At 37.9% G+C, this 23,948-nt stretch carries 24 protein-coding genes; 17 read left to right on the plus strand and 7 right to left on the minus strand.

The window, feature by feature from the left end; translation table 11 throughout:
• The first annotated feature begins 61 nt into the window (after positions 1 to 61).
• The 4 genes from LQ227_RS06845 (at position 62) to LQ227_RS06860 (ending at position 3,613) form a co-directional block, all read left to right on the plus strand.
• Positions 62 to 1,342 carry a glycosyltransferase family 4 protein gene (locus LQ227_RS06845; RefSeq protein ID WP_230148829.1) on the plus strand — a complete coding sequence of 427 codons (1,281 nt, stop codon included), beginning with the start codon at positions 62 to 64 and terminating at the stop codon, positions 1,340 to 1,342.
• Between the two features lie 196 nt (positions 1,343 to 1,538).
• Positions 1,539 to 2,285 carry a glycosyltransferase family 2 protein gene (locus LQ227_RS06850; RefSeq protein WP_230142181.1) on the plus strand — a complete coding sequence of 249 codons (747 nt, stop codon included), beginning with the start codon at positions 1,539 to 1,541 and terminating at the stop codon, positions 2,283 to 2,285.
• Between the two features lie 3 nt (positions 2,286 to 2,288).
• Complete coding sequence (locus LQ227_RS06855; RefSeq protein WP_230142183.1) at positions 2,289 to 2,978, plus strand: hypothetical protein; 690 nt, start codon at positions 2,289 to 2,291, stop codon at positions 2,976 to 2,978.
• Between the two features lie 74 nt (positions 2,979 to 3,052).
• Positions 3,053 to 3,613, plus strand: coding sequence for a type 1 glutamine amidotransferase domain-containing protein (locus LQ227_RS06860; protein WP_230142185.1), 561 nt, complete (start codon positions 3,053 to 3,055; stop codon positions 3,611 to 3,613).
• 116 nt (positions 3,614 to 3,729) lie between these two features.
• On the opposite strand, the gene LQ227_RS06865 is transcribed toward LQ227_RS06860, so the two are convergent.
• From LQ227_RS06865 to typA, 5 genes are all read right to left on the minus strand, one after another.
• Positions 3,730 to 4,773, minus strand: a complete 1,044-nt coding sequence (locus tag LQ227_RS06865; protein ID WP_215130037.1) for a hypothetical protein — start codon at positions 4,771 to 4,773, stop codon at positions 3,730 to 3,732.
• 222 nt (positions 4,774 to 4,995) lie between these two features.
• Positions 4,996 to 6,186: a serine hydrolase gene (locus LQ227_RS06870; RefSeq protein ID WP_230142186.1), complete on the minus strand. Its 1,191-nt coding sequence runs from the start codon at positions 6,184 to 6,186 to the stop codon at positions 4,996 to 4,998.
• A gap of 40 nt (positions 6,187 to 6,226) precedes the next feature.
• Positions 6,227 to 7,141, minus strand: a complete 915-nt coding sequence (locus LQ227_RS06875; RefSeq protein WP_230142190.1) for a lysophospholipid acyltransferase family protein — start codon at positions 7,139 to 7,141, stop codon at positions 6,227 to 6,229.
• A gap of 89 nt (positions 7,142 to 7,230) precedes the next feature.
• Positions 7,231 to 8,157 (minus strand): lysophospholipid acyltransferase family protein, encoded by a 927-nt coding sequence (locus LQ227_RS06880; protein WP_230142192.1) that lies wholly within the window; start codon positions 8,155 to 8,157, stop codon positions 7,231 to 7,233.
• A 588-nt stretch (positions 8,158 to 8,745) separates the two neighbouring features.
• Entirely contained in the window at positions 8,746 to 10,551 is a 1,806-nt protein-coding gene (gene typA / locus LQ227_RS06885; protein ID WP_230142195.1) for a translational GTPase TypA, read from the minus strand.
• Between the two features lie 309 nt (positions 10,552 to 10,860).
• Between typA and LQ227_RS06890 the strand changes: the two genes are divergently transcribed.
• Positions 10,861 to 11,220, plus strand: a complete 360-nt coding sequence (locus LQ227_RS06890; RefSeq protein ID WP_230142198.1) for a DUF4180 domain-containing protein — start codon at positions 10,861 to 10,863, stop codon at positions 11,218 to 11,220.
• Between the two features lie 3 nt (positions 11,221 to 11,223).
• On the opposite strand, the gene LQ227_RS06895 is transcribed toward LQ227_RS06890, so the two are convergent.
• Positions 11,224 to 11,670 (minus strand): VOC family protein, encoded by a 447-nt coding sequence (locus LQ227_RS06895; RefSeq protein WP_230142199.1) that lies wholly within the window; start codon positions 11,668 to 11,670, stop codon positions 11,224 to 11,226.
• A gap of 135 nt (positions 11,671 to 11,805) precedes the next feature.
• Between LQ227_RS06895 and LQ227_RS06900 the strand changes: the two genes are divergently transcribed.
• The 3 genes from LQ227_RS06900 to LQ227_RS06910 all read left to right on the plus strand — a co-directional run bounded on the left by LQ227_RS06900 (position 11,806) and on the right by LQ227_RS06910 (position 14,964).
• Positions 11,806 to 12,483 (plus strand): TIGR02117 family protein, encoded by a 678-nt coding sequence (locus tag LQ227_RS06900; RefSeq protein WP_230142201.1) that lies wholly within the window; start codon positions 11,806 to 11,808, stop codon positions 12,481 to 12,483.
• A 133-nt stretch (positions 12,484 to 12,616) separates the two neighbouring features.
• Positions 12,617 to 14,053 (plus strand): MBOAT family protein, encoded by a 1,437-nt coding sequence (locus LQ227_RS06905; RefSeq protein ID WP_230142204.1) that lies wholly within the window; start codon positions 12,617 to 12,619, stop codon positions 14,051 to 14,053.
• Between the two features lie 2 nt (positions 14,054 to 14,055).
• Positions 14,056 to 14,964 (plus strand): DUF1574 domain-containing protein, encoded by a 909-nt coding sequence (locus tag LQ227_RS06910; RefSeq protein ID WP_230142207.1) that lies wholly within the window; start codon positions 14,056 to 14,058, stop codon positions 14,962 to 14,964.
• Between the two features lie 4 nt (positions 14,965 to 14,968).
• Here LQ227_RS06910 and LQ227_RS06915 read toward each other — a convergent pair whose 3' ends face one another.
• Complete coding sequence (locus tag LQ227_RS06915) at positions 14,969 to 15,781, minus strand: esterase family protein (protein WP_230142210.1); 813 nt, start codon at positions 15,779 to 15,781, stop codon at positions 14,969 to 14,971.
• 182 nt (positions 15,782 to 15,963) lie between these two features.
• On the opposite strand from LQ227_RS06915, the gene LQ227_RS06920 reads away from it, so the two are divergent.
• The 9 genes from LQ227_RS06920 to LQ227_RS06960 all read left to right on the plus strand — a co-directional run bounded on the left by LQ227_RS06920 (position 15,964) and on the right by LQ227_RS06960 (position 23,896).
• Positions 15,964 to 16,671, plus strand: coding sequence for an esterase family protein (locus LQ227_RS06920; protein WP_230142212.1), 708 nt, complete (start codon positions 15,964 to 15,966; stop codon positions 16,669 to 16,671).
• Between the two features lie 102 nt (positions 16,672 to 16,773).
• Positions 16,774 to 17,868 (plus strand): RimK family alpha-L-glutamate ligase, encoded by a 1,095-nt coding sequence (locus LQ227_RS06925; RefSeq protein WP_230142214.1) that lies wholly within the window; start codon positions 16,774 to 16,776, stop codon positions 17,866 to 17,868.
• A 29-nt stretch (positions 17,869 to 17,897) separates the two neighbouring features.
• Positions 17,898 to 18,998, plus strand: coding sequence for a carboxylate-amine ligase (locus LQ227_RS06930; protein ID WP_029274724.1), 1,101 nt, complete (start codon positions 17,898 to 17,900; stop codon positions 18,996 to 18,998).
• Positions 18,999 to 19,005: 7 nt separating this feature from the next.
• Entirely contained in the window at positions 19,006 to 19,833 is an 828-nt protein-coding gene (locus tag LQ227_RS06935) for a type 1 glutamine amidotransferase (protein WP_230148831.1), read from the plus strand.
• Between the two features lie 166 nt (positions 19,834 to 19,999).
• Positions 20,000 to 21,187 carry a hypothetical protein gene (locus LQ227_RS06940; RefSeq protein ID WP_230148833.1) on the plus strand — a complete coding sequence of 396 codons (1,188 nt, stop codon included), beginning with the start codon at positions 20,000 to 20,002 and terminating at the stop codon, positions 21,185 to 21,187.
• Between the two features lie 293 nt (positions 21,188 to 21,480).
• Positions 21,481 to 21,639, plus strand: coding sequence for a FeoB-associated Cys-rich membrane protein (locus tag LQ227_RS06945; RefSeq protein ID WP_082458743.1), 159 nt, complete (start codon positions 21,481 to 21,483; stop codon positions 21,637 to 21,639).
• 12 nt (positions 21,640 to 21,651) lie between these two features.
• Entirely contained in the window at positions 21,652 to 22,239 is a 588-nt protein-coding gene (locus LQ227_RS06950) for a Crp/Fnr family transcriptional regulator (protein ID WP_029274727.1), read from the plus strand.
• A 189-nt stretch (positions 22,240 to 22,428) separates the two neighbouring features.
• Entirely contained in the window at positions 22,429 to 22,959 is a 531-nt protein-coding gene (locus tag LQ227_RS06955; RefSeq protein WP_230148835.1) for a YceI family protein, read from the plus strand.
• Positions 22,960 to 23,026: 67 nt separating this feature from the next.
• Positions 23,027 to 23,896 (plus strand): pirin family protein, encoded by an 870-nt coding sequence (locus LQ227_RS06960; protein ID WP_230148837.1) that lies wholly within the window; start codon positions 23,027 to 23,029, stop codon positions 23,894 to 23,896.
• Positions 23,897 to 23,948: the final 52 nt, after the last annotated feature.

Consider the following 23,948-nt stretch of genomic DNA (forward strand, 5'->3'; position numbering starts at 1 on the left):
AAAAAATATTAGGATGAAATTACACAACAGATTTTATATTCGTAAACAATAAAATGTATTTTTGATTGATTTGAAAGTAGTACACCTAAATACCTACGATGGAAATGGCGGAGCAGGGCGTGCCTGTTTGCGTTTAAGTGATGCCTTAATGGCCAGTGGAATCGATTCAAAAGTATTGGTTTACTATAAATTTGGTCAAAACCCGAAGATCGATACCTTTAGCAAGTCGCCTTTTCAAAAAGCCAAAGCCATTTACAATATCCTATCTGAAAGATATTTTGCCAAATGGTTGAGTAAATCGGTAAAAACCCCTTTCAGTTTGCAATGGTTTGGCCGTTCAGTAATTAATCACCCCGATGTTAAAAATGCCGATATTATCCATTTACATTGGGTAAACCATGGCTTCCTCAACCCTAAGTTTTTAGCGCAGCTTGATGAGCTTGAAAAACCGATTGTATGGACTTTTCATGATAGCAATGCTTTTACAGGTGGATGCCATGTGCGTTATGGATGCGAAAATTTTCACCAGCAGTGCGGTAATTGCCCCATTTTAAAAATCAGTGGTAAAAATGATATTTCGCACAAAACCTGGGTGCGGAAACAAAAAGCTTATACCGAATTGAACTTCCATATCGTAGCACCAAGCAAATGGATGGCTGCATCGGTAAAGTTTAGCAGTTTGTTGGGCACGAGGAAGGCTACGGTTATCCCAAATACGATTGAAACAAAAATTTTCAAACCTTATGTTAAATCGGAGGCGAAAAAAATCTTAAAGATCAATCCTGATAAGTTTGTACTGATGAGCGGGTTTATGCCCTCAAAAAACGACAAACATAAAGGAACTCCCTATTTAATCGAAGCATTAGAAATTTTATCGCGTAGGCCTGGAATACAAAAAGAAAACATTGAATTGGTTATTTTCGGAAACAAGGAAAATGCCGAAATGCCCGAATTTCCTTTCAAAACAACTTTTTTAGGCACAATTAATAAAGATGATCATTTAGCGAAATGTTATTCTGCTGCAGATGCCTTTATTACGCCTTCTCTCGAAGATAACCTCCCCAATACCGTGATGGAAAGTTTATCGTGCGCTACACCCGTTGTTGCTTTTACTACTGGTGGCATACCTGATATGGTGAAACACATGCAGAATGGCTATCTCGCAGCGTATCAAAATGCGGAAGACTTAGCAAACGGCATTGAGTGGCTGTACCACCGTCCAAATAAAGAAGAAATCCAAAAAGCGGCAAGATTGAGTATTTTAACAGATTTTTCGGAAGAAGTAATCGCTGCCGAGCATATCCACCTTTACGAAACACTAATTGATCTGCAACCGAAATAAAATCTGAACAAAAAAGAGTGTTACTTTAATTAGTCAATCAACAACAACACGCCTACGACAAGTTGATTTACAGTGCATTGCATTTATCCTGAAAATAGTTGACTAATTAAAAATATTTGGCAGATTCATTTTCAATTCGGGTAGAAAAAATCAAGCAATCTTTATTAAATTTACTCCAATCCAAAAAAGCCATTCCTTGCCAAAGCTAACTGTCATCACCATTGTATACAATAACGTTCGCGATATCGAACGTACCATTCAATCTATCCTTAAACAGACCTATAAAAAAATCGAATATATTGTAATAGATGGCGCATCAACTGATGGCACTTTACAGGTTGTTGAGCGTTATAAAGATCAGATTACAAAAATTGTATCAGAACCCGACAAAGGCATTTATGATGCCATGAACAAAGGTTTAGCACTAGCAACAGGCGATTACGTTTTATTTATGAACTCGGGTGATGAGATTTATGATGAACAAACAGTAGAAGATGTTTTTGCCTCTGCCCCCGGTGCAGATATTTATTACGGGGAAACAGAAATGTACAACGATAACTGGGAAAATTTAGGCCGCAGAAGGCACGAAGCACCCGAAGAATTTGATTGGACCAGCTTTAAATACGGCATGAACATTAGCCATCAGGCTATTTACATCCGCCGCAGCATTATTACACCGTACGATTTAACCTATAAGTATAGCTCAGATATTGATTGGATTATCAAAGCGGCAAAAAAGGCCTCTAATATTGTTAATGTTCACCGTTATGTAGCCAAATACCTGGTTGGTGGCATGAGCAAGAAAAAACACCGCGAAAGCTTAAAAGAGCGGTTTAAAATATTCACCAAATATTATGGTTTAGTACCGAATATCTTTAATCATATTATCATTGCAGGTAATTTGGCCTTGTATTTTGTTAAGCACCGTAGAACAAACGATTAGCTTATGAATGAAGAAATTAACGAGCTACTCTCCATCTACGAACAAGAAAAGGAATTAATCGAGTCTATAATTGAAGAAGATCGGATTGATAGTGATTATAAAGCAATCTATATAAATTCTAAAAATCTCAACAGGATACAGCGCCAGATTGCACTGATTAAATCATTAATAGATCCATATGCACAAGAAAAAGAACGATTAAAAAGAAAAATCGATTTTTTCGTTAAAAAAAGTGAGCTTGAAGAATCTGATGAGTACAGAACCCAGATGCTTGCTCAGATTGATCGTAAGTTAGACCAACTAAACAGTTATAAACCAGGTTATTTTAACGATGGGCAAGAGTTTGATGATGCTATATTTGATTTGGTAGAACAGAAGATTAAAGGATTTATTTTCAACTTGAAAAAAGAAAATAAATTGGCCATACTGTTTAAACGCACGGATAAAGAAATTTTATTAGCAGTTACCAATATCAAAAAGCTTAAAAAACAGCACATCCTAGACAAAAACGCTAAGGCTGTACTTAAATCAATCGGTTTTAAAGAGGAAAAACACGTTGATTCACTAGTTTTCACTTACGGTTTGGATAATTTTAAAGATGCTATTTTTATCAAAACTATTGTAAGCAGAGTGATTTTTGATGCGTTCTATTTTCAAGGACTCGATACGAAAGCGACAATTGAGATTTTTTAATAATCTCAAATTTCTAAAAACAATAATTTTCCCGAACTGTCTTTAATACATTACCTATTAAAAATTTAAAGATTATGGGACAATTAAGTAACCGCACTATTGCTGTACTTACAGAAAGCGGATTTGAAGAAGTAGAATTAACCGAGCCAGTTAAAAGGTTAAAAGAAGAGGGCGCAACCGTTCACATTATCTCCTCAAAAAGCGGAAAAATAAAAGCTTGGAACCATGATCATTGGTCGATAGAAGTTGATGTAGACAAAACCATTTCTGAAGCAAATGCCGAAGATTATAATGGTTTGCTGCTACCAGGCGGTGTTATTAATCCTGATCAGCTTCGTGTTAACGAAGATGCGATAGCCTTTGTAAAATCGTTCTTTGCCGATGGAAAACCAGTTGCGGCAATCTGTCATGGGCCTCAAACCTTAATTAATGCAGATGTGGTTCAAGGCAGAAAAATGACCTCGGTAAAAAATATTTCACAGGATTTGATCAATGCAGGCGCACTTTGGTCAGACGAGGAAGTGGTTGTAGACCAAGGTTTGGTTACGAGCCGTACACCAGAAGATTTACCTGCTTTTAACGATAAAATTGTAGAGGAATTTGCCGAAGGTGTTCACGAAGGGCAGCATGCCTAAAAACTTTGGACGCTCTTTCTAGATTCACTCAAAAACGGTTGGCAAATTTGTCAGCCGTTTTTATTTTGTCTTTTCCGAGTGCCGTCAGATGTTACCATCTGACAGCACTTATAAATTTATAACTTAACCTGCCTGATGATATTTTTAATGTTCAATTCGATAATATCAGTCATGGTTTTACAGCGCAAATAATTTGTATCCTTAAAATAATCGCTCATACTCTGTTTTAGCAGCGCGATGTTCTCAGGTGTGGTTAATTCTTCCTTATTAGAAACATCACGGAGATCGGTTAATCGGTGGCGTTCGCTCCTAACCCTGTGCACAATAGACGAGCGTTCTTCCTGTTGGTATTGTAGTACGGTTTTCTCCGTCAGCTGCTCCATACTCATTTTCACATAAGGCAAATTCTCTTTAAAAAACTGGGGCAAATAAACCTTTAAATTCCCTTCGTAAAACTGTTGGTCGAAATCTATTGCACGAATACGAAACTGAATATCATCAAAATCGGGTGTAATCTGTACCACAAAATTATAGGCTCGCATATCACCTAAAAGCATAATCAAACAACGTTCGTTAAACTTTACGAACTCTTTTGCAATCCTGGTCGGATTAAACTCAGGGGTATATAATTGTCCTTTTGTAAAAACATCCCCTGGAATTCCCGCAATATGTTCTTCCACTAAGGTATTACCATCAACAAGATAATTTACCTGATTGGGCGAAAGGATTTCTTCCATTTCCAGGCCATAAATCCGCGAAGCATCAGCTTTTTTGATGTAAAAATAATCGTAAACATCATTTAAGCGATTAACAATACGGATGCGGAAGGGATGTGTATTTCCGAAGGTACAATATTCAATTTTATCGATGTACTTGTGTTCAACGATTCGCAAATTTCCAGATGCCTTTAAGTTGGCATAAATTTCCTTTAAGCCATCATGCAAAGTTTCAATTAAATCCTGTGCATAAATCGGTCCTTCCCAGAGTGAGTCTTTACCAAACTTATCCATTAAAGGAAAAGCTTCGTTAAACTGCATTAAATCGTTATAACCGATAGGCAATTTCGCTTCGCGCTGGTAAGTACGTAAATATTTCTGCAAAGCAGGTGTTACCGGAAAAATCGGCTTCTTTTTCGAAATTCTTACATCGTTATTTTCCATGTAGAGGCAATGTACTATTTTATGGAAATATGTATAAATTTTTTACCACAAAGTTCACGAAGAAATATCACAGAGGAACAGAGCATAGTTGAAATGCGAAATAATATATTGCGAAGGAAACACGGAACACATGGGAATATTATCTATTCCTGAGTCCGTAGCAGACGAAACAGTCAGCTTAACTCGCTTTTCTCTGTGAAAACCCGGTGTTCTCAGTGGTTGTTAACCCTTCGGATAACTGAATGGCAATCCACTCAGATACCTGCTGATTTTTCGATAGGGATAATTCCCTGTGCCGTGATCGGCAAACTGAACAATAATGGTATTCGTTTTCGGATCGATATACAGCCTTTGGCCGAGCATGCCTTCTGCAGCATAATCGCCATTATCACCTTCCTGTGGAACCCACCAAAGATAGTGATGGGCTGATTTTTGCCAGCCTTTTGCCGATGCAGGTTTTTCGGTACCGATATTTATAGATTGATTTACCCAGCTTTCCGGAACGATCTGTTTCCCCTTGTATTTGCCTTTATTTAAATATAATCGACCAATTTTGGCGAAATCGATAGCCGTAACCTGAAAGCGACTTGCAGTGTTTGTTAAACCGTTAACCTGATCTAATCCCCAGGTGGCATTATATTGCGTACCGATCTGTTTCCACACATTCGCTTCAAAATATTGCGCTACCGATTTACCGGTTGCCCTTTGCAAAACCCAACCCAACACAATCGGATCGATGCTTTTGTACTTCCAAACCGTGCCGGGTTTATTCACCAGTTTAACTTTCAACAATTGGGCTTCCATATCATCCGTATAATAATATTTGGCTTCATCAGAAAAAAATGCCTTAACAATGCCCCCTAGTGCATCCTGAAATTCGAGCCCCGACTTCATATCCAAGAGGTTTTTCAATGTAATATCCTTAAATGCAGGATTTGATTTTAACTCGGGAATATACTCGGTTACTTTATCGTTTAAACTTTTAATGCTATGATCATTTAATGCTTGCCCGATCATAATAGAAATCATGCTTTTGGCACCAGAAAAAATGGTAGTTAAGGTGCTATCACGATAACCTTTATCATATTTTTCGTATAAAACACTATCATTTCTTATTACGATAAAAACATTGATCTGCCCATTTTTTAAATATTCTTTCAATGGAACAGATTGATTATTTCCATCCAGGACATGAAGGGTATCTAAATCGTTGCGTTGCCTGGCCGACCTGATAAAATGAAAGGAAGAATCACTTTTATGTGAAATTTCCTGAGGGAAAATTTTATACGTTTCAGCACCAGGCGTTCTATATTTTAATACATTTAACAGATAAGGCTTCCAGAGAAACAGTGCGAACAGCGATAAAAAAAATGCATAGATCAGGAACAGTAATAGTTTTTTGAAAGTTTTCATGGGTAGGCGTTATACCAACAAATATAAAATATTTAGGAAATTATGCCTGCTTTAGCAATTCATTTGTGGTAAAAAGAAGTTGATGTTTAGGTTTGTATTTCCACCTTTTATGGCTCCACAACCAATACTCGGGCTTTGCTCTGATAATTTCTTCCAAAAAGCGGGTGTGCATTTCAGTAATTTCGAACTCAGCGGTCCCAGCCGGATTTAAACAAAGGGGCACACAATCTACTGTATAAAAACCACGTTTAAGCACATTAATTCTGAAATAAAAGATAGGTTGATTAGTACGTTTTGCAATTTTTTCTATCCCTAACTGAACAGAGCTGGGCTGATGCATAAAACTTGTCCAATAATGCGACTCGTCTTTTGAGGGTGCCTGGTCATTTCCGAAACTAAATATACTCGGTTTACCCTTACTCGCCTGCAAAGCCCTCATGGTTTGTCGCATGGCAATTAATTTATTGCCAAATTTACTACGTACTTTTTTAAACCAATGATCAAATGTGGAATTTGTTAAGGGTTTGTAAATTGGATAATGATCTGCAGAAAAGTTAAGCCCTATACCCAAAGTTCCCCACTCCCAGTTACCATAGTGTGCTGCACAGATCAACACACTTTCTCCCCGGTCTAAATATTCCTGAACCTGCGCTTTGTTTTTAAATATGAAACGCCTTTCGATTTCTTTTTTTGAGATACTGCTCATTTTAATGATCTCGAAGACCAGCGAAGCGAGGTACCGGTAAAAGCGTTTTTCGATAACCAAAATCTCTTGTAACGTTTTATCAGGAAGCGCATTTAATAAATTTTCCCGAACAACTTTACGTCGGTAGCCAAAAACAAAATACAGTAGTAAATAAGCTCCATCGGCCAAAATGTATAAAACAGATAATGGGAGCAGAGATAATACGCCTAAAAAAAATACTCCCAAATGGGAAATCCCCTTTTTAATCATACCAGAAATTTTAAAGTGCTAATTTAAAAAGCACCTTAAAAAATTATGCCACGAAAATGTTAGATTTCATATTTAGACAATTGGACTAGCTAAGCCATTGCATCCATTATATTCTGATCTTTTTTGATGATTTCTGAAATCTTTTGCTCAGGTTTATATTTCCATCTGCGGTGGCTCCATAACCAGTAAGCTGGTGCTTCTGTGATCATATCCTCTAAAAAGTGCGTATGCATTTCGGTGATTTCGAATTCAGCAGTTTCTGCTGGGTTTAAACAGATCGGCACACAATCTACTTCGTAATACCCTCTTTTTAAGTAATTTATTTTGAGGTAAAACACCGGGCGGTTTGTTTTTCTGGCTATTTTCTCAACCCCTAACTGGATGGAAGATTCCTGATTTAAAAAAGTTGTCCAGTAATTCGATTCATCTTTTGAAGGCGCCTGATCGCTGCCAAAAGTAAACATGGTTGGTTCATTTTTACTCGATTGAATAGCCCTTAAAGTTTGACGCATAGACACCATATGGTTGCCAAATTTGCTTCTCATGGTCAAAAACCAATTATCAAAAGCTTCGCTGCTCAACGGTTTATAAATTGGGTAATGTTTGCCAGAAAAGTTTAAGCCAATAGCCATGCACACCCATTCATAATTGCCATAATGTGATGAACAGAAAAGCACACTTTCGTTATTTTTAAGATAGGCTTCTACCAGATCGGTATTTTTAAATTTTACCCTTTTATTTAATTCCTTTTCAGAAATGCTTTTCATTTTAATCACTTCAATAAAAAGTGAGGAGAAAAATTTATAAAAACGTTTTTCTATGGCATTGATTTCAGCAATATTTTTCTCGGGGAATGCATTAACCAGATTTTCTTTAACCACTTTACGGCGGTAACCAAAAACATAAAATATTAACACATAAAAAGCATCCGCCAATCTGTATAAAATAAATAGCGGTAACAGCGAGAGCATATTTAATAAAAATATACCCATTTTGGATAACCCTTTATTAATCATGATATGGGATGATTAGTTTGCTTGCAAAACACAAAATTAAAGCTGAACGCAAAATTAATTGCCATGCAATTGTTAGTTTTTTATTCCAAAAGGTTTTATGAAAAAATGCTGACAAAAAACAGCGCATCTGATTAACAATTTAACTGACCAGCAACGGCTTACCTAATTTACTCTGCATTTGTCACTAAAATCACAACTCTGGCAAATTAGACGCATTACTAATCCAACCTATGAGCACAGCCCCAACGGTTCTAAACCTTATTATAGCGGTATCCCCCCGATTCTTCATCGGGGATTTAGCGAAAAGAAGGACTAACAATAAAAAAAACCTCGCAATTGCTTTCCATATCATTTTCGACCACCTAAGCCACTTTAGTTCAACTTAGAATAATAAAACATAAATTATGCGCTCAGCTCAGATGTTCTTAGATGACTCAGGTGGTAAAACAGACGGCAATTTGTTATGCGCTATTATTAATACAAATTGGTAAAACGCAAAAAAGCCCCGATTTACATCGAGGCTTTAGTAATCTATATTTTAAGTCCCCTTTAGGGGATTTATGCCAAAGGCATCCCTTTGGGAGGGGTTTAAGCGAATTGCTTTCCTTTAACTTTACGTTCTTGTTCTGTTAAGAAGATTTTACGTAAACGCATGCTTTGCGGTGTAACCTCGATATACTCATCAGCCTGGATATATTCCATAGCTTCTTCCAAAGAGAATTTAATTGCAGGTGCAATACGGGTATTATCATCAGTACCAGAAGCACGCATGTTGGTTAATGCTTTACCTTTTACTACGTTTACTACTAAATCGTTATCACGGATGTGCTCACCCATAATCTGACCTTCGTAAACATCAGTTCCCGGATCGATGAAGAAACGACCTCTATCTTGTAACTTATCGATTGAATAAGCAGTAGTTTGCCCTTTTTCCATTGAAACCAACACACCGTTCAAACGGCCAGGAATTGTACCTTTCCAAGGTTCGTAAGCTTTGAAACGGTGAGCCATAATCGCCTCTCCTGCTGTAGCAGTTAAAACGTTGTTACGTAAACCAATGATACCACGTGCCGGGATTTCGAATTCTAAGTGTTGTAAATCGCCTTTTGGCTCCATAATTAATAACTCGCCTTTACGTTGAGTTACCAATTCGATTACTTTACCAGAAACTTCACCGGGAACATCAACGATTAAAGTTTCAATCGGTTCATGTTTTTTACCATCAATTTCTTTAACGATAACCTGAGGCTGACCTACCTGAATCTCATAACCTTCGCGACGCATCGTTTCGATTAATACAGATAAATGGAGAATACCACGACCATAAACCAACCATGCATCAGGGGAAGCTGTTTCAACAACTTTTAAAGCTAAGTTTTTCTCAGTCTCTTTGATTAAACGTTCTTTAATACGTTGAGAAGTTACTAATTTACCTTCTTTACCAAAAAATGGAGAGTTGTTAATGGTAAACAACATGTTCATTGTTGGCTCATCAATGCTGATAACAGGTAATTGTTCTGGTGCTTCAAAATCAGCGATTGTATCACCAATATCAAAACCATCAATACCTACAACTGCACAAATATCACCTGAACTTACCTCTGTAGTACGGATTTTACCTAAACCCTCGAAAGTATAAAGTTCTTTTACTCTTGATTTTACGATTTTACCATCGCGTTTGATTAAAGTAACCGGTTGGTTTTCTTTAATTGTACCACGGTGTACACGACCAATTGCGATACGACCAACGAAAGATGAATAATCTAACGAAGTGATCTGCATCTGTAAAGTACCCTCGTTAATTGGTGCAGGTGGAATGTTTGCCACAACTGCATCTAACAAAGCGAAAATATCGGTAGTTGGTACTTTCCAGTCTGTACTCATCCATCCTTGTTTAGATGAACCGTAAATTACTGGGAAATCCAATTGATCTTCAGTTGCTTCAAGGTTAAAGAACAATTCGAAAATCTGCTCATAAACCTCTTCCGGGCGACAGTTTTCTTTATCCACTTTGTTTACTACCACAATCGGTTTTAAACCAAGGGCTAGAGCTTTTTGCGTTACGAAACGCGTTTGAGGCATTGCACCTTCAAAAGCATCGCAAAGTAAAAGTACACCATCTGCCATTTTCAGAACACGCTCTACCTCACCGCCGAAATCCGCGTGACCAGGAGTGTCAATAATGTTAATTTTTACGTCTTTGTACTGAACCGATACGTTTTTAGATACAATCGTGATACCACGCTCGCGCTCTAAATCGTTGTTATCCAATATCAAATCTCCTGTTTGTTCGTTGTCACGAAAAATAGAACAAGAATGTAAAATCTTATCAACCAAAGTAGTTTTGCCGTGGTCAACGTGTGCTATAATAGCTATATTTCTAATCTTTTGCATAAAATGCGCCTCAAATTTGGCGCAAAGATAGTGTTTTGAAATGGATTTTCTACTATATCTCTCACTATTTAATATGATGATAATGTTGTAATTATCTCATTTTAAACAGAACAGCGAGTGCCATATTTTTCACCTTTATTATCTTCCGTTGTATTGTTAGAAAATCCTGAACAAGTTTAAAACTAAATTTAGTTTTCGATTCAGTTATAGAACAGGCTTAAACCAGATCCTCCTATTAAAAGCATAATTTTTATATTAGCAGCAAGGAAATGAATATCATTACCTTTACCTGCCTATTAAAATCAACAGATGAAAATTGAATCGCACACCATAAACAATACCAATATTGCCGAAATTCTTTCGAAAGAAATAATTATTAATAACGCAGAAGACGGGCTAGACTTATTGGGAAACTTATACTACCAGGGTTTTGATAAAATTATTATACACGAACAGAACATTACACCTGCTTTCTTCGACCTGAAAAACGGAATAGCAGGAGAAATTCTCCAAAAGTTTTCAAATTACCGGGTAAACCTGGCCATTATTGGCGATTTTAGCCCATATCAAAGCAAAAGCATTAAAGATTTTATTTATGAAAGCAATAAAGGCAAACACATTAACTTTTTAGGTTCGGCAGCTGAAGCCCTAACAAAACTAGCAGGATAAAATTTATATGCTTAACCAATCTTCATAAGAAATCACACCCAGTTCTGGTTTAGCCTCTCCTTCCAAAATGGCAATAAACTCCAGTGCATGCCCGTCAGGATCATTAAAGTAAATAGCCAAAGCGGGCATCCAGGCGAAAACCATTGGTTCGTGATTTCCATTGTTTAGAAAATTATAGGGCTTTAGGTTTTTAGATTTGAGAAAGTTAACCGATTTATTCAGTACATCTTCAACATCGCAACGAAAGGCAAAATGTCTGATATCAATCTCATTTTTTGGCTTTTCCCAGATGCCAAGCATGGCTTCTTTTGGCTTGCCGATCCAGAAAAAGGCAATTTTGCGTTCTTCTTCGTAGTGGCACTGTGTTAAGCCCAAAGTATTACTGTAAAAATTGATAGATCTTGCTAGATCTTCAACATAAATATGTGTTTCAAACAGTCCCTTTATCATATAGTGAAGGTAGAGATAAGTTATAGCCACAAAAAATCGTGTTTTTCGATAGCACCATCAATAAAATCGATATCTGGAGCTTAACGGGTTACCAAAAACTAAAATGCTGTATTAAGAATAAATAACCCCGTCGAAATGAACAAAAGACTTTTAAGATATGCAGGCAGGTGCAGCATTGCTTTTATCGCATTGATTGGGCTTTATTTTATAACCGCATTTTGTTGCTCACGCATTACCATAAACGCCAATCCTTCAAACGCTAAAGAAATTGCCATCTACATCATGACGAACGGCGTGCATACTGACATTGTGGTTCCTGCTGTTAATGCAGAAATGAACTGGGCAAAAGAAATCCGTTACCAAAATACGCTTGAAGCCGATAGCACTTATCAATACCTGGCTATGGGCTGGGGCGATAAAAAATTCTACCTCGAAACGCCAGAATTTTCTGACCTTAAACTAAGTAACGGCTTACGGGCAATCTCCGGACTGAGTACATCTGCTATGCACACCACCTATTACAAAAACATACGGAAAGATGCGAGCTGCAAGAAAATTATCATCAGCAAAGCGCAATATCGACAACTGATCGAGTATATTTTAAATAGTTTCAAAAAAGACGAAACGGGACATTTGATCAACGTTAAATCGAACATCCATTATGATATTGGTGATGCCTTTTATGAAGCAAAGGGAAGTTACAGCATTTTTAAAACCTGCAATACCTGGGCAAATGCAGCACTAAAAGCTTGCGGACAAAAAAGCTGTTTGTGGACCATTTTCGACACCGGTATTTTTTTAAAATACCAGTGATAAAAATACCGTGAAATAACTATACAGGTATTTTACACCTTTAAGCAATTCTGCGTACAAATTTATCCGTCGCATTAATCGGACAGCACAAAGCGTTAATTTTATTCTTAAACGAAGTATTAAACTTAACGCTATGCTGTTCAACTCTTTTAGCTTTGCTGCTTTTCTGCCCATAATTTTTATCCTGTATTGGGTTCTGGGGAAAGAACGTTTAAGAGCTCAAAATATATTATTGCTGGTTGCCAGCTATTTCTTTTATGCCTGTTGGGATTGGCGGTTTATGTTCCTACTCATTTTTTCCACATTATTGGATTATTTCACTGGGTTAAAAATGATGGGAAGCAAAAATAACAGGACTAAAAAATTTTGGTTCTGGCTGAGTATTTCCATTAATCTCGGTTTTTTAGGCGTATTTAAATACTATAATTTCTTCGCCGATTCTTTCGCTGATGCTATTGCAAATTTTGGGCTTCAGGTAAACCCATGGACATTAAAAGTCATTTTACCTGTTGGTATATCATTTTACACCTTTCACGGCCTGTCGTACGTAATCGATATTTATAAGAACCGTATACCGGCAGAAAAGAACTTTATCGATTATTCTTTATTTGTGAGTTTTTTTCCACTACTGGTTGCCGGGCCAATAGAACGGGCAACACACTTGCTTCCTCAGATCAAAAAAGAAAGATCTTTTGATTACAGCAGGGCGATTGATGGCTTACGACAAATTTTATGGGGCTTGTTTAAAAAAATCGTCATTGCCGATCAATGTGCCAATTATGCCAATATGATTTTTAACCATTCTGGTGAATACTCAGGAAGTACATTATTGCTCGGCGCTATCCTTTTTGCTTTTCAGATTTATGGCGATTTTTCTGGCTATTCAGATATCGCTTTAGGTACAGCACGTTTATTTGGGATAGAGTTGTTAAGAAACTTTTCCTACCCCTATTTCTCCAGGGATATTGCCGAATTCTGGCGTAGATGGCATATCTCGCTATCCACCTGGTTCAGAGATTATCTTTACATCCCCTTAGGCGGAAGCAAAGGCGGAACCTGGGCAAAAGTGAGGAACACGTTTATCATCTTCCTTGTGAGCGGTTTTTGGCATGGCGCCAACTGGACCTTCATCATCTGGGGCTTATTAAATGCGCTGTACATCATGCCCTCCATTGTTTTCAATACCAACCGTTCGAATTTAGATACCGTTGCGCAAGGAAGAACTTTTCCAAGCCTAAAAGAATTCGCCGCGATTATATTAACTTTTGGTTTAACCGTTTTCGCCTGGATATTCTTTAGGGCAAATTCTGTTCAGCATGCTTTTAATATGATATCAACCATTGGTTCCGAATCATTTTTCAGTATTCCTCAAATAGTGCCGGTTAAACTATTTCTATTGCTCGCCTTGTTTATTTTAATCGAATGGAATGGCAGGATGGAGCAATATGCCATTGCCAAATTTGCCTTATCGTGGCCAAAACCAATAAGATGGGGTATTTATTATGGCCTTGTTCTGGTGATATTCTTTTTTGCAGGGGCGGAACAGCAATTCATTTACTTTCAATTTTAACTATGAAAAAATTCACTAAATATATCGCCGTTTTTATATTGCCAATTATGCTTTTGGCTGTTCTTTTTGAAGTTCTGATCAGAAGGATCCCAAACGATTATGGGTATAAAAAAAGCTATCTCGATCATCACGCTAAAGAAGTAAACATTTTATTTCTGGGCAGCTCACATGTATATTATGGTATTAACCCAAAGTATATTAAATCGAGTTTTAATGCGAGTTACATTTCACAATCTTTCGACTATGATCTGGAGATTTTAAAAAAATATAATAACCAATGGACCCATTTAAAATATATCGTTATTCCTGTTGATTACTTTTCGTTTTATGGCCGCCTTGAGAACAGCCCTGAAGCATGGCGGGCAAAAAATTATCGCATTTATTACGATATCAATACCGATCATAAAATTTTCAATAGTACTGAAATGTTAAGCAATAAACTCGACATCAATTTAAGCCGGCTTTTAAACCATTATGTTAGAGGCGAAAATGATATTAGTTGTAGCAACCTGGGCTGGGGATCAAACTACAAGGCTATTAACCACAAAGATTTAGTGAAAAGTGGTACAACTGCCGCCGCACGGCATACTGCGAAAGATAATCTGCAATACCCAACTAACCTGCATTTATTGGATAAAATTATTGCCTTTGCAGAGCACAAACATATTAAGGTTATATTGTTTACCAGTCCGGCCTATAAATCTTATGTATCACATTTAAGCAAAAAACAGTTGAATACTACACTTTCGACCATCAAGAAATTGAATACTTCGCATAGCACAATCAAGTATTTTAACCTTTTACAGGATAGCTCATTCCATGCGCAGGATTTTTACGATGCCGATCATCTTAACGAAATTGGTGCAAAGAAATTAAGCTTAAAAATGAATGTGCTTTTGAGTAAGATATAAGCGATTAAACCTCAAATGCCCAATCCAAAAAGGCAGGCATTACACTTTCCCAGGTTGGAACATCGTGTTTGCCACCAACTTTTTCGTAGTAAAAAACATTTTCAGGTCGTTTATAACCTTTATTCAAGAGTATTTTAACAACATCAATCGTATCATCTATAGAATCGATGATCATATTTTTATTCCGATCAGCCTTTTCATCTTCCGTTCCTGTCATTAACCAGAATTTCATATCAGGCCTGGTAGAGGTACTTTCCAGCTTTGCATGCATAATGCGATCTGCATCAGTATATCCTTCTGCCAGATCTTTTTTTCTCCACCAAAATGCTCCTGAAAAAACACCAATGGCATCAAAAGCAGCAGGATTATTCCAGGCAATATCAAAAGCAGACAAACCGCCCAAAGAAAATCCCGCAAAACCTACTTTACCAGTTATCGGCATCGCAATTTTCTTTTTAACAAAAGGCAAAAGCTCTTTGATCACGAAATCAGTATATAAATCGGCTTTCGCTCCACGCCCTTTAAAATCGGGCACACCCGCAACACCATATTCCATTAACCGGTCTTCTGATGCTTTAATGGCCACAACAATTAACCTGTGGTTTCTTTTGCCATGATGGGCTTCTTCCAAAATCCGGCTAAAATCCATTTTGGCCACATCCTGCCCATCATTTAACAAAAGAAGTTCTATTTTTTCATTTCCTAAAATACCTTCGGGTGTATAAATATCTATTTCTACCTCATGCTTTAAATAAGCTGAGGGTATTTTAAAGTTGCTGGTATTAACTTTTACCGATAAAATTGTGGTGTACATCATAATCAAAATCCCCTATCACATGGCTATCGCCTCAGAATTAGGGTGCAAAGGTACAAATCTCCGTAAACTATTAATTATCATGGGTTAATTTTTACAATACGTCTTTAATTTGCTTCATTTTACTGCCTAAACAATTCTTTTTGTAGATTTTAATTTATACCTTAAATCATTCAATTTTTATTATGGTTAAAGAAGAACATAAGAAATGGTACAGCCCGAATTTAAGTGGCGAAATCGACATGCTCATCTTTGGTCACGGTGGTATCCCTATCCTACTGTTCCCGACAAGCATGGGTCGATATTTTGAAACCAAGGATTTCAAACTGATAGATTCTGTTGAGGGATTTATCAATGAAGGAAAAATTAAGATCTATTGCCCCGATGGCGTCGACAAATTAAGCTGGTACAACAAAAGTATTCACCCTGCCGACAGGGTTAAAAACCACATCTGGTACGACAAATATTTATTGGAAGAAGTGGCCCCTCTGGCAAGGCACGAAACCGGGCACAGCAAAATTATTACCGCCGGCTGTAGTTTCGGAGGCTATCATGCTGCTAATTTCGCTTTTCGGCATCCCTGGTTGGTTAGCCATATGTTTAGTATGAGCGGGGCTTTCGATATTTCCGGCCAGTTGGATGGTTTTTATAATGATGATGTTTATTTTAACAATCCGGTTGATTATCTGCTGAATAATAGTAACCCCGAACTGCATTATATGAAAATTGTTTTGGGCACAACAGACCGCGATATGTGCAGGCCTGACAATGAGCGTTTATCTGATATTTTAAACAAAAAGGGCATCGACCACTGGCTTGATATCAGGCAGAATGCGGATCACGATTGGCCTATCTGGAGAGAAATGTTTCCAGATTATATTGCACAGCTTTAGTTTAGTCCAAAGTCGGCAGTCTTAAGTCCCGAGTCGATTTAGGATATAATTATCAAACAATTAACCGATTAACCAGTTAAACATTTAAACTAAAATTTACCAATGAAGAAAATAGGGATTTTATTTGGACAGGAACGCTCTTTTCCTGAAGCCGTAATCGAAAGAATTAACCAAAAAGCTGAAAAAGGTATTACCGCCGAAGCTGTTAAAATCGACAAAATATTTCAGAATGTACCATTAGGTTATTCGGTAATTATCGATCGCATTTCGCAAGATGTACCATTCTACCGCGCATCGTTAAAAAATGCTGCCATTACCGGAACTGCTGTAATTAACAACCCATTTTGGTGGAGTGCCGACGAGAAATTTTTTAATAACGCGCTGGCCGAACAGATTGGCGTACCCGTACCCAAAACGGCCTTAATCCCTTCAAGGGAGCACCCTACAGGAACCACCGGAGAATCTTTCTCTAATTTAACCATGCCCTTAGATTGGGATGCCATTTTTGAATACACTGGTTTTCCGGCCTACATGAAACCTTATGATGGTGGTGGTTGGAGAGATGTTTATAAACTTCATGACAAAGAAGATTTTTTTGATAAACACAGCGGTACACAACAGCTGGTAATGCTTTTGCAGGAAGAAATCATTTTTGAAGAGTATTTCAGGTGTTATTGCATTGGCGGCAAATATGTCCGTATTATGCAGTACGACCCACGGAATCCGCATCACTTACGTTATGCCACTGAAGGTAAAGCGCCAGATGCAAAGCTGCTTAAAACCGTAGAAGAGTACACCCTAAAACTATGCAAGTATTTAGGATACGATTTCAATACAGTAGAATTCGCGGTGCGCGATGGAGTGCCTATTGCGATCGATTTCTGTAACCCTGCTCCTGATGCTGACATTAAAAGCGTTGGTCAGGAAAATTTTGACTGGGTAGTAGAAACCACAGCAAATTATGCCATTGAAAGGGCTAAAGCGCAAAAAGACGGGCAAGATAATTTAACCTGGGGCGAATACATTAAATCGTCGGTTGGTGGTAAACCATTAATTGCCAAAGGTACCCCGAATGTGGCTAAAGCGGCCGCTCCAAAGAAAGTTACCGCTGCAGAAAAGGCTAAGGCTACACCAAAGAAATCGGCAACAACAGAAAAAACACCTGCAAAACCTAAAAAAGCTGCAGCAAAAAAATAATTGGGATTTAATTTTTAATCAATACAAGGATGAACGAGTTTACGCTGGGCATAGAAGAAGAATACATGGTAATTGATCCCGTTACCAGAGAGCTTACTTCTCACGACCAAAAAATTGTGGAAGCCGCACAAAAAATCCACAAAGACCAGGTTAAGGCAGAAATGCACCAGGCCGTGGTAGAAGTTGGAACGGGCATTTGTAAAACGACCACAGAAGCACGTAAAGAAATTTCCCAACTGCGTTATACCGTTTCACAACTCGCCGGAGAGCAAGGCTTAAGGATTGGAGCTGCTGGTACCCACCCCTTTTCGCATTGGGAAAAACAGTTAATTACAGAACATCCCCGCTATAATGAAATTGTGAACGAACTACAGGAAGCCGCACGTTCTAACCTCATTTTTGGCCTGCACGTACACGTAGGTTTCCAATCGCGTGAGCTGGCCATTCATATTGCCAACCAGGTGAGGTATTTCCTGCCACATGTTTTTGCTTTATCTACCAATTCTCCATTCTGGGAATCGCGGAACACGGGTTACAAATCTTTCCGCACAAAAATTTTCGACAAATTTCCGCGTACGGGCATTCCCGATATTTTTAATAGCATTGAGGATTACGATAATTATGTAAAACTGCTCATCAAAACCAATTGCATGGATAATGCGAAGAAAATTTGGTGGGATATCCGTGTGCATCCGTTTTTCGACACCGTTGAGTTCCGCATTTGCGATTGCCCGATGCTGATTGATGAAACGATGGCTTTTACCGCATTATTTCAGGCTTTGTGCGCCAAGCTGTACAAACTGCGTTTGCAGAACATGGAGTTTATCAGCTATTCGAGAGCACTAATTAACGAAAATAAATGGCGTGCTGCCCGTTATGGAATTGATGGAAATTTAATCGATTTCGGGAAAGAAATGGAAGTAAACTGCCGCAACCTTATTTTAGAATTATTGGATTTTGTAGATGATGTGGTGGATGATTTAGGTTGCCGTGATGACATTAATTATGTGCATAAAATATTGGAGCATGGTACAGGCGCAGACCGGCAGTTGGCAGTTTACCAACAAACTGGTAACTTTGAGGCGGTGGTAGATTACATTACTACTCAAACACTTATAGGCGCAAAGTAATTTTATAATGGATAAAAGTAGCTTAAAGGTGGCCGTTATTGACATGAATAACGGTGCACCTAATCAGGGTATGCGGGGAATTCAGGAAATTTTATCCCGTTTTAAAAACGATAACAATATCGATTTAACCTTTGATAGATTTGATTTAAGGCAAAAAGGAGAAATACCGGGCATCGGTTATGATGCTTATATTTCTAGTGGTGGTCCAGGGAGTCCGATTGAAAGTAAGGGCGAACAATGGGAAAATGATTTCTTTAATCTCTTAGATCAGATAGAAGCTTTTAACCTTAAAAACGACGAACGAAAAAAGTACGCTTTTTTGATCTGCCATTCCTTCCAATTGGCTTGTAGAAAATATGAATTGGGCAATGTAACCGAAAGACGATCGAATGCTTTTGGTATTTTCCCGATAACCTTAACGGAAGATGGAGAAAAAGACGAAATTTTTAATGGCATTACCAACCCTTTCTTTTCAGTCGACAGCAGAGATTGGCAAGTGATCGAGCCGGATTTTGCTGCTTTCGAGAAAAAAGGTGCTAAATTATTGGCCATCGAAAAAGAACGGAAACATGTCGATTTAGAACGCTGTATGATGTCGATCCGCTTTTCCGATGAAATCATCGGCACACAGTTTCACCCCGAGGCAGATCCGGTAGGCATGAAAATGTACTTACTTCAGGAAGAAAGGAAAAAAGCAATTGTAGATATGCACGGGGAACAAAAATACCTGGATATGTTAAACAGTTTAGACGATCCTGCAAGGATTGTGCTTACGCAAAGTATTATTTTACCTAATTTCTTACAAAAAGCAATTGGGAATTTGCAGGAAGTGTAGCACAATGGCCGTTATTGCGATCGTGCATCATTTCGACCGCAGTGTTCCAAAGGAACTTCTTCGGAGGAGAAATCTTTCACAAAACAATTCAGAGATTTCTCCATTCTGCGATGCTCCAGTCGAAATGGCGATTCCTCTTTAGTAGTGACGAAAACTATATAAACTTATGATACCTGCTCAACGCCAAAAATACAATCAGCAATTTACAGAAGAAAAATACAAAACCTTCATTGCTAAACTGCAAAATGGCTATCCGGAAATCCCTTTCAGGGTTGCAGAAACGCCAGTATTTATTCCGAAAGCATTGAAAGAAAAATTGATCGCAGCAGGAGAAGAAATTATAAACCTGATTAAGCAACCTAATTTTAAAGCGCTTACTCAAAAGGCAATCCCCGCCGACTGGAATGTACCTAATGAAAATGAACAGCCCCACTTTTTAACCTTCGACTTTGGTATTTGTAAAAATCAAGCCGGAGAACTTACACCCATGCTAATCGAAATGCAGGGTTTTCCTTCCTTATATGGCTTTCAGCATCACTTGGCTAAAACTTTCCAGACAAGTTTTGAGATTGACGGTGCTGTGAATCATTTCTTAAACGGCTTTAACGAAGAAGCGTATATCAAGCTACTTAAAGAAGTCATTATTGGCTCCCACCAACCAGACGAAGTGGCCCTGATGGATGTAGATGCGCCTAACCAAAAAACGGCTATCGATTTTTTTGTGACCCAAAAAATGTTGGGCATTAAAATTTTAGCACTGGAAGACATTAAAAAAGTAGGTAAACAGCTTTTTTATGAAGAAGATGGCGAAAAGATCCAGTTAAAAAGAATTTATAACCGCCTGATATTTGATGAGGTAGCCAATAACACCGAAATTTTCAAAAACAGTTTCGACCCACGCGAAGAACTGGATGTAGAATGGGTAACTCACCCAAACTGGTTTTACCGCATCAGCAAGTACACCATGCCTTTCTTGAAAAGCGAATTTGTGCCCGAAACACGTTTCTTAAATGAATTAAATACAATCCCTAAAGACTTAGAAAACTATGTACTTAAGCCTTTATTCTCTTTCGCAGGAATGGGCGTAATTATAGATGTAAGCGAAACGGACATCACCAATATAAAAGATCCCGAAAACTGGATTTTACAAAGAAAAGTAAATTACGAGCCAGCTGTACAGGCACCAGATGGTGGCGTAAAGGCTGAAATCAGGATGATGTATTTATGGCCCGATGGTGGTAAGCCTCAGCTTTGCATTAATCTGGCCAGGTTAAGCAAAGGAAAAATGATTGGCGTACGCTACAACGCCGATTTCGACTGGGTTGGCGGTACCGTAGGTTTTATGGAAGAATAACTTTTTTAACCGCAAAGCTCGCGAAGAAAAGGGGCAGAGAACACAAATAGGTATCCTTGTCAGCCTGAGCGAAGTCGAAGACTAACCACCGAGCTCACGAAGAAAAAGGCACAGAGGTACACAGAGAAATAATTTTTCCGTATTTCTGTGAATCCGTGGCAAAAAATGCATTAAAAACCCTCTCGGTGTCCTCTGTGTAAAATGCTATTCTCTCTGTGGTAAAACAAGATTTGTGCTCAATATATTTACATTCAACTGAACACCTTCCTCCTAAAACCCTTTATATTTGTATTATGGATATTCAAACGATTTTAGTCTTTTTACTTTTTGCGGTAGCATTGGTATATGTTGGCCGTTTGGTTTTTAAATCTTTACAGGTAAAAAAAGATGGATGTGGTGGTAATTGTAAATGTGGCGTAGATTTTTCCGATATTAAGCCCGTAAAAAAATAACATTCCGCCTTTATGATTCATCAGTTCCAGAAATACTTACAGGAAAAAATAGAAATAACTGATGAACAGTTCGAAAGCATATCATCTGTTTTAAAGGTTAAAAAATTCGAGAAAAACGAAATAGTTCAATATACCGGCGATAATTTTAAACATGGATATTTTGTAGGCAAAGGTTTATTACGCGCGTACTCCATTGATGCGAAAGGCAAAGAACACATCCTTCAGTTCGCCCCCGAAAACTGGCTGGTGTCTGATCGTAACAACATGAATAATGAGCCATCAATCTTTTTTATCGATGCCATCGAAGCAACCGAAGCCGTGTTAATGCCCAACAATTTCATGGAAGAAGCTGCCAGGCAAGTACCATGTTTGCAACCCATGCAAATTAAACTACTCAACAACTCGATCCGTTTTATGCAAAAAAGGATCAATATGTTATTAAGTGCAACTGCTGAAGAAAGATACCTCGATTTTATAAAACTCTATCCTAATCTTACCCTCCGCGTACCACAATGGATGATTGCCTCTTACCTGGGCATTACTCCTGAATCGTTAAGCCGGGTAAGAAAGGAACTGGCCAATAAACATTTCAGGCCTTAGACTGAATTTTGAATGAGTGAGTTTTGAATGAGTAAATGATTTCTTTAAATCCTAACATTCAGTCCTTCTTTCAATCTCTCATTCAATAACTCTGTCATTCAATCATTACTTACCATACATCAATCTGTAGTAAAAACCTGCGCTGTACTTTTGTGTTGTAAATATTAAACATCTCAAAAAACAAAAGATATGGCAACTACAAAATGGACATTAGATCCAACCCACAGCGAATTACAATTTAAAGTAAAACACTTAATGATTACTACTGTAACTGGTAGTTTAAAATCTTTCTCAGCAGAATTATCATCTGAAGGTGATCAATTTGAAAATGCAGAAATTTCTTTCAAAGGTGATATCGGTTCAATCGATACAGGAAATACAGATCGCGACAATCACTTAAAGAGCGGAGATTTCTTCGATGCAGAAAAATTTGCACACATCGAATTTAAATCTAATTCAGTAGAAAAAGATGGCAGCGATTATATCGTTAAAGGTGATTTAACCATTAAAGGTGAAACCAAACCTGTAAAATTAACTGCAGAATTTGGTGGTATTGCTACCGATCCATGGGGAAATACCAAAGCAGGATTTACTTTAAGTGGAAAAATTAACCGCTCAGAATTCGGTTTAACCTGGAACGCTGCATTAGAAACCGGTGGTGTAATGGTAAGTGAAGAAGTTCGCATATTAGGCGAATTACAGTTTGTGAAACAAGCATAGTGCGTAGAGCTAAGCGTATGGCGGCACTATGCGCTTAGCCCCATGCCTTATCTAACTATAAAAGGTAATGGAAACAAAACAAATAGAAAAAGTACTAAAAGCGCCAGCACCACATATGGTTGGCGATGGCTTTAGAGTACACAATTTTTTCCCAAGTGGATATAAAATCAATATGAGTCCGTTTTTCTTAATGGATTATGGTTCAAAGATCGAATTTTCTGCCAGGAAAGAACCTAGGGGCGTTGGTGTTCACCCACATCGAGGCTTCGAAACGGTAACTATTGCCTATCATGGTGCGGTTGCCCATCACGATAGCTCTGGAAACAGCGGTGTGATTTACCCTGGCGATGTACAATGGATGACCGCTGCAAGTGGTATATTACATAAAGAATATCACGAAGCGAACTACAGCTTAGCTGGTGGTCCTTTTCAAATGGTTCAGCTTTGGATTAACCTGCCTGCTAAAGATAAAATGGGTAAACCAAGATATCAGGCAGTTAAGCAGGCTGATATGGCTCATTTTGATCTTCCCGAAAATGGAGGAAAAATCGAAATCATTGCTGGTAATTATCGGGGTATAAAAGGCAATGCGAATACCTTTACCCCCATAGAACTCTATAATGCCAGGCTAAATAAAGGTGGTGGAGCTACTTTTAACTTTCCTGAGCATTTTAACACCGGATTTATAGTGATTGAAGGTTCGATCAAAATTAATGGGTCCGAAACCGCATCCGTAGATGATTTTATCCACTTCAAAAACAAAGGTGAAGAGATTAAGATCGAAGCGCTGGAAAATAGCGTGGTTTTGATTTTAAGTGGAGAACCTATAGATGAGCCAATTGTTCAGTATGGTCCGTTTTTAATGAATACTGAAGCCGAAATCCATCAGGCAATTGAAGATTACAACCAAGGTAGGTTCGGTTATTTAGAGGAGTAAAGAAGTTTAAATAAATTATATTTTGAGCCGGCATTTTTTATAAAATTTGTCG

Source organism: Pedobacter sp. Bi27 (assembly GCF_918698255.1).
GTDB lineage: Bacteria > Bacteroidota > Bacteroidia > Sphingobacteriales > Sphingobacteriaceae > Pedobacter.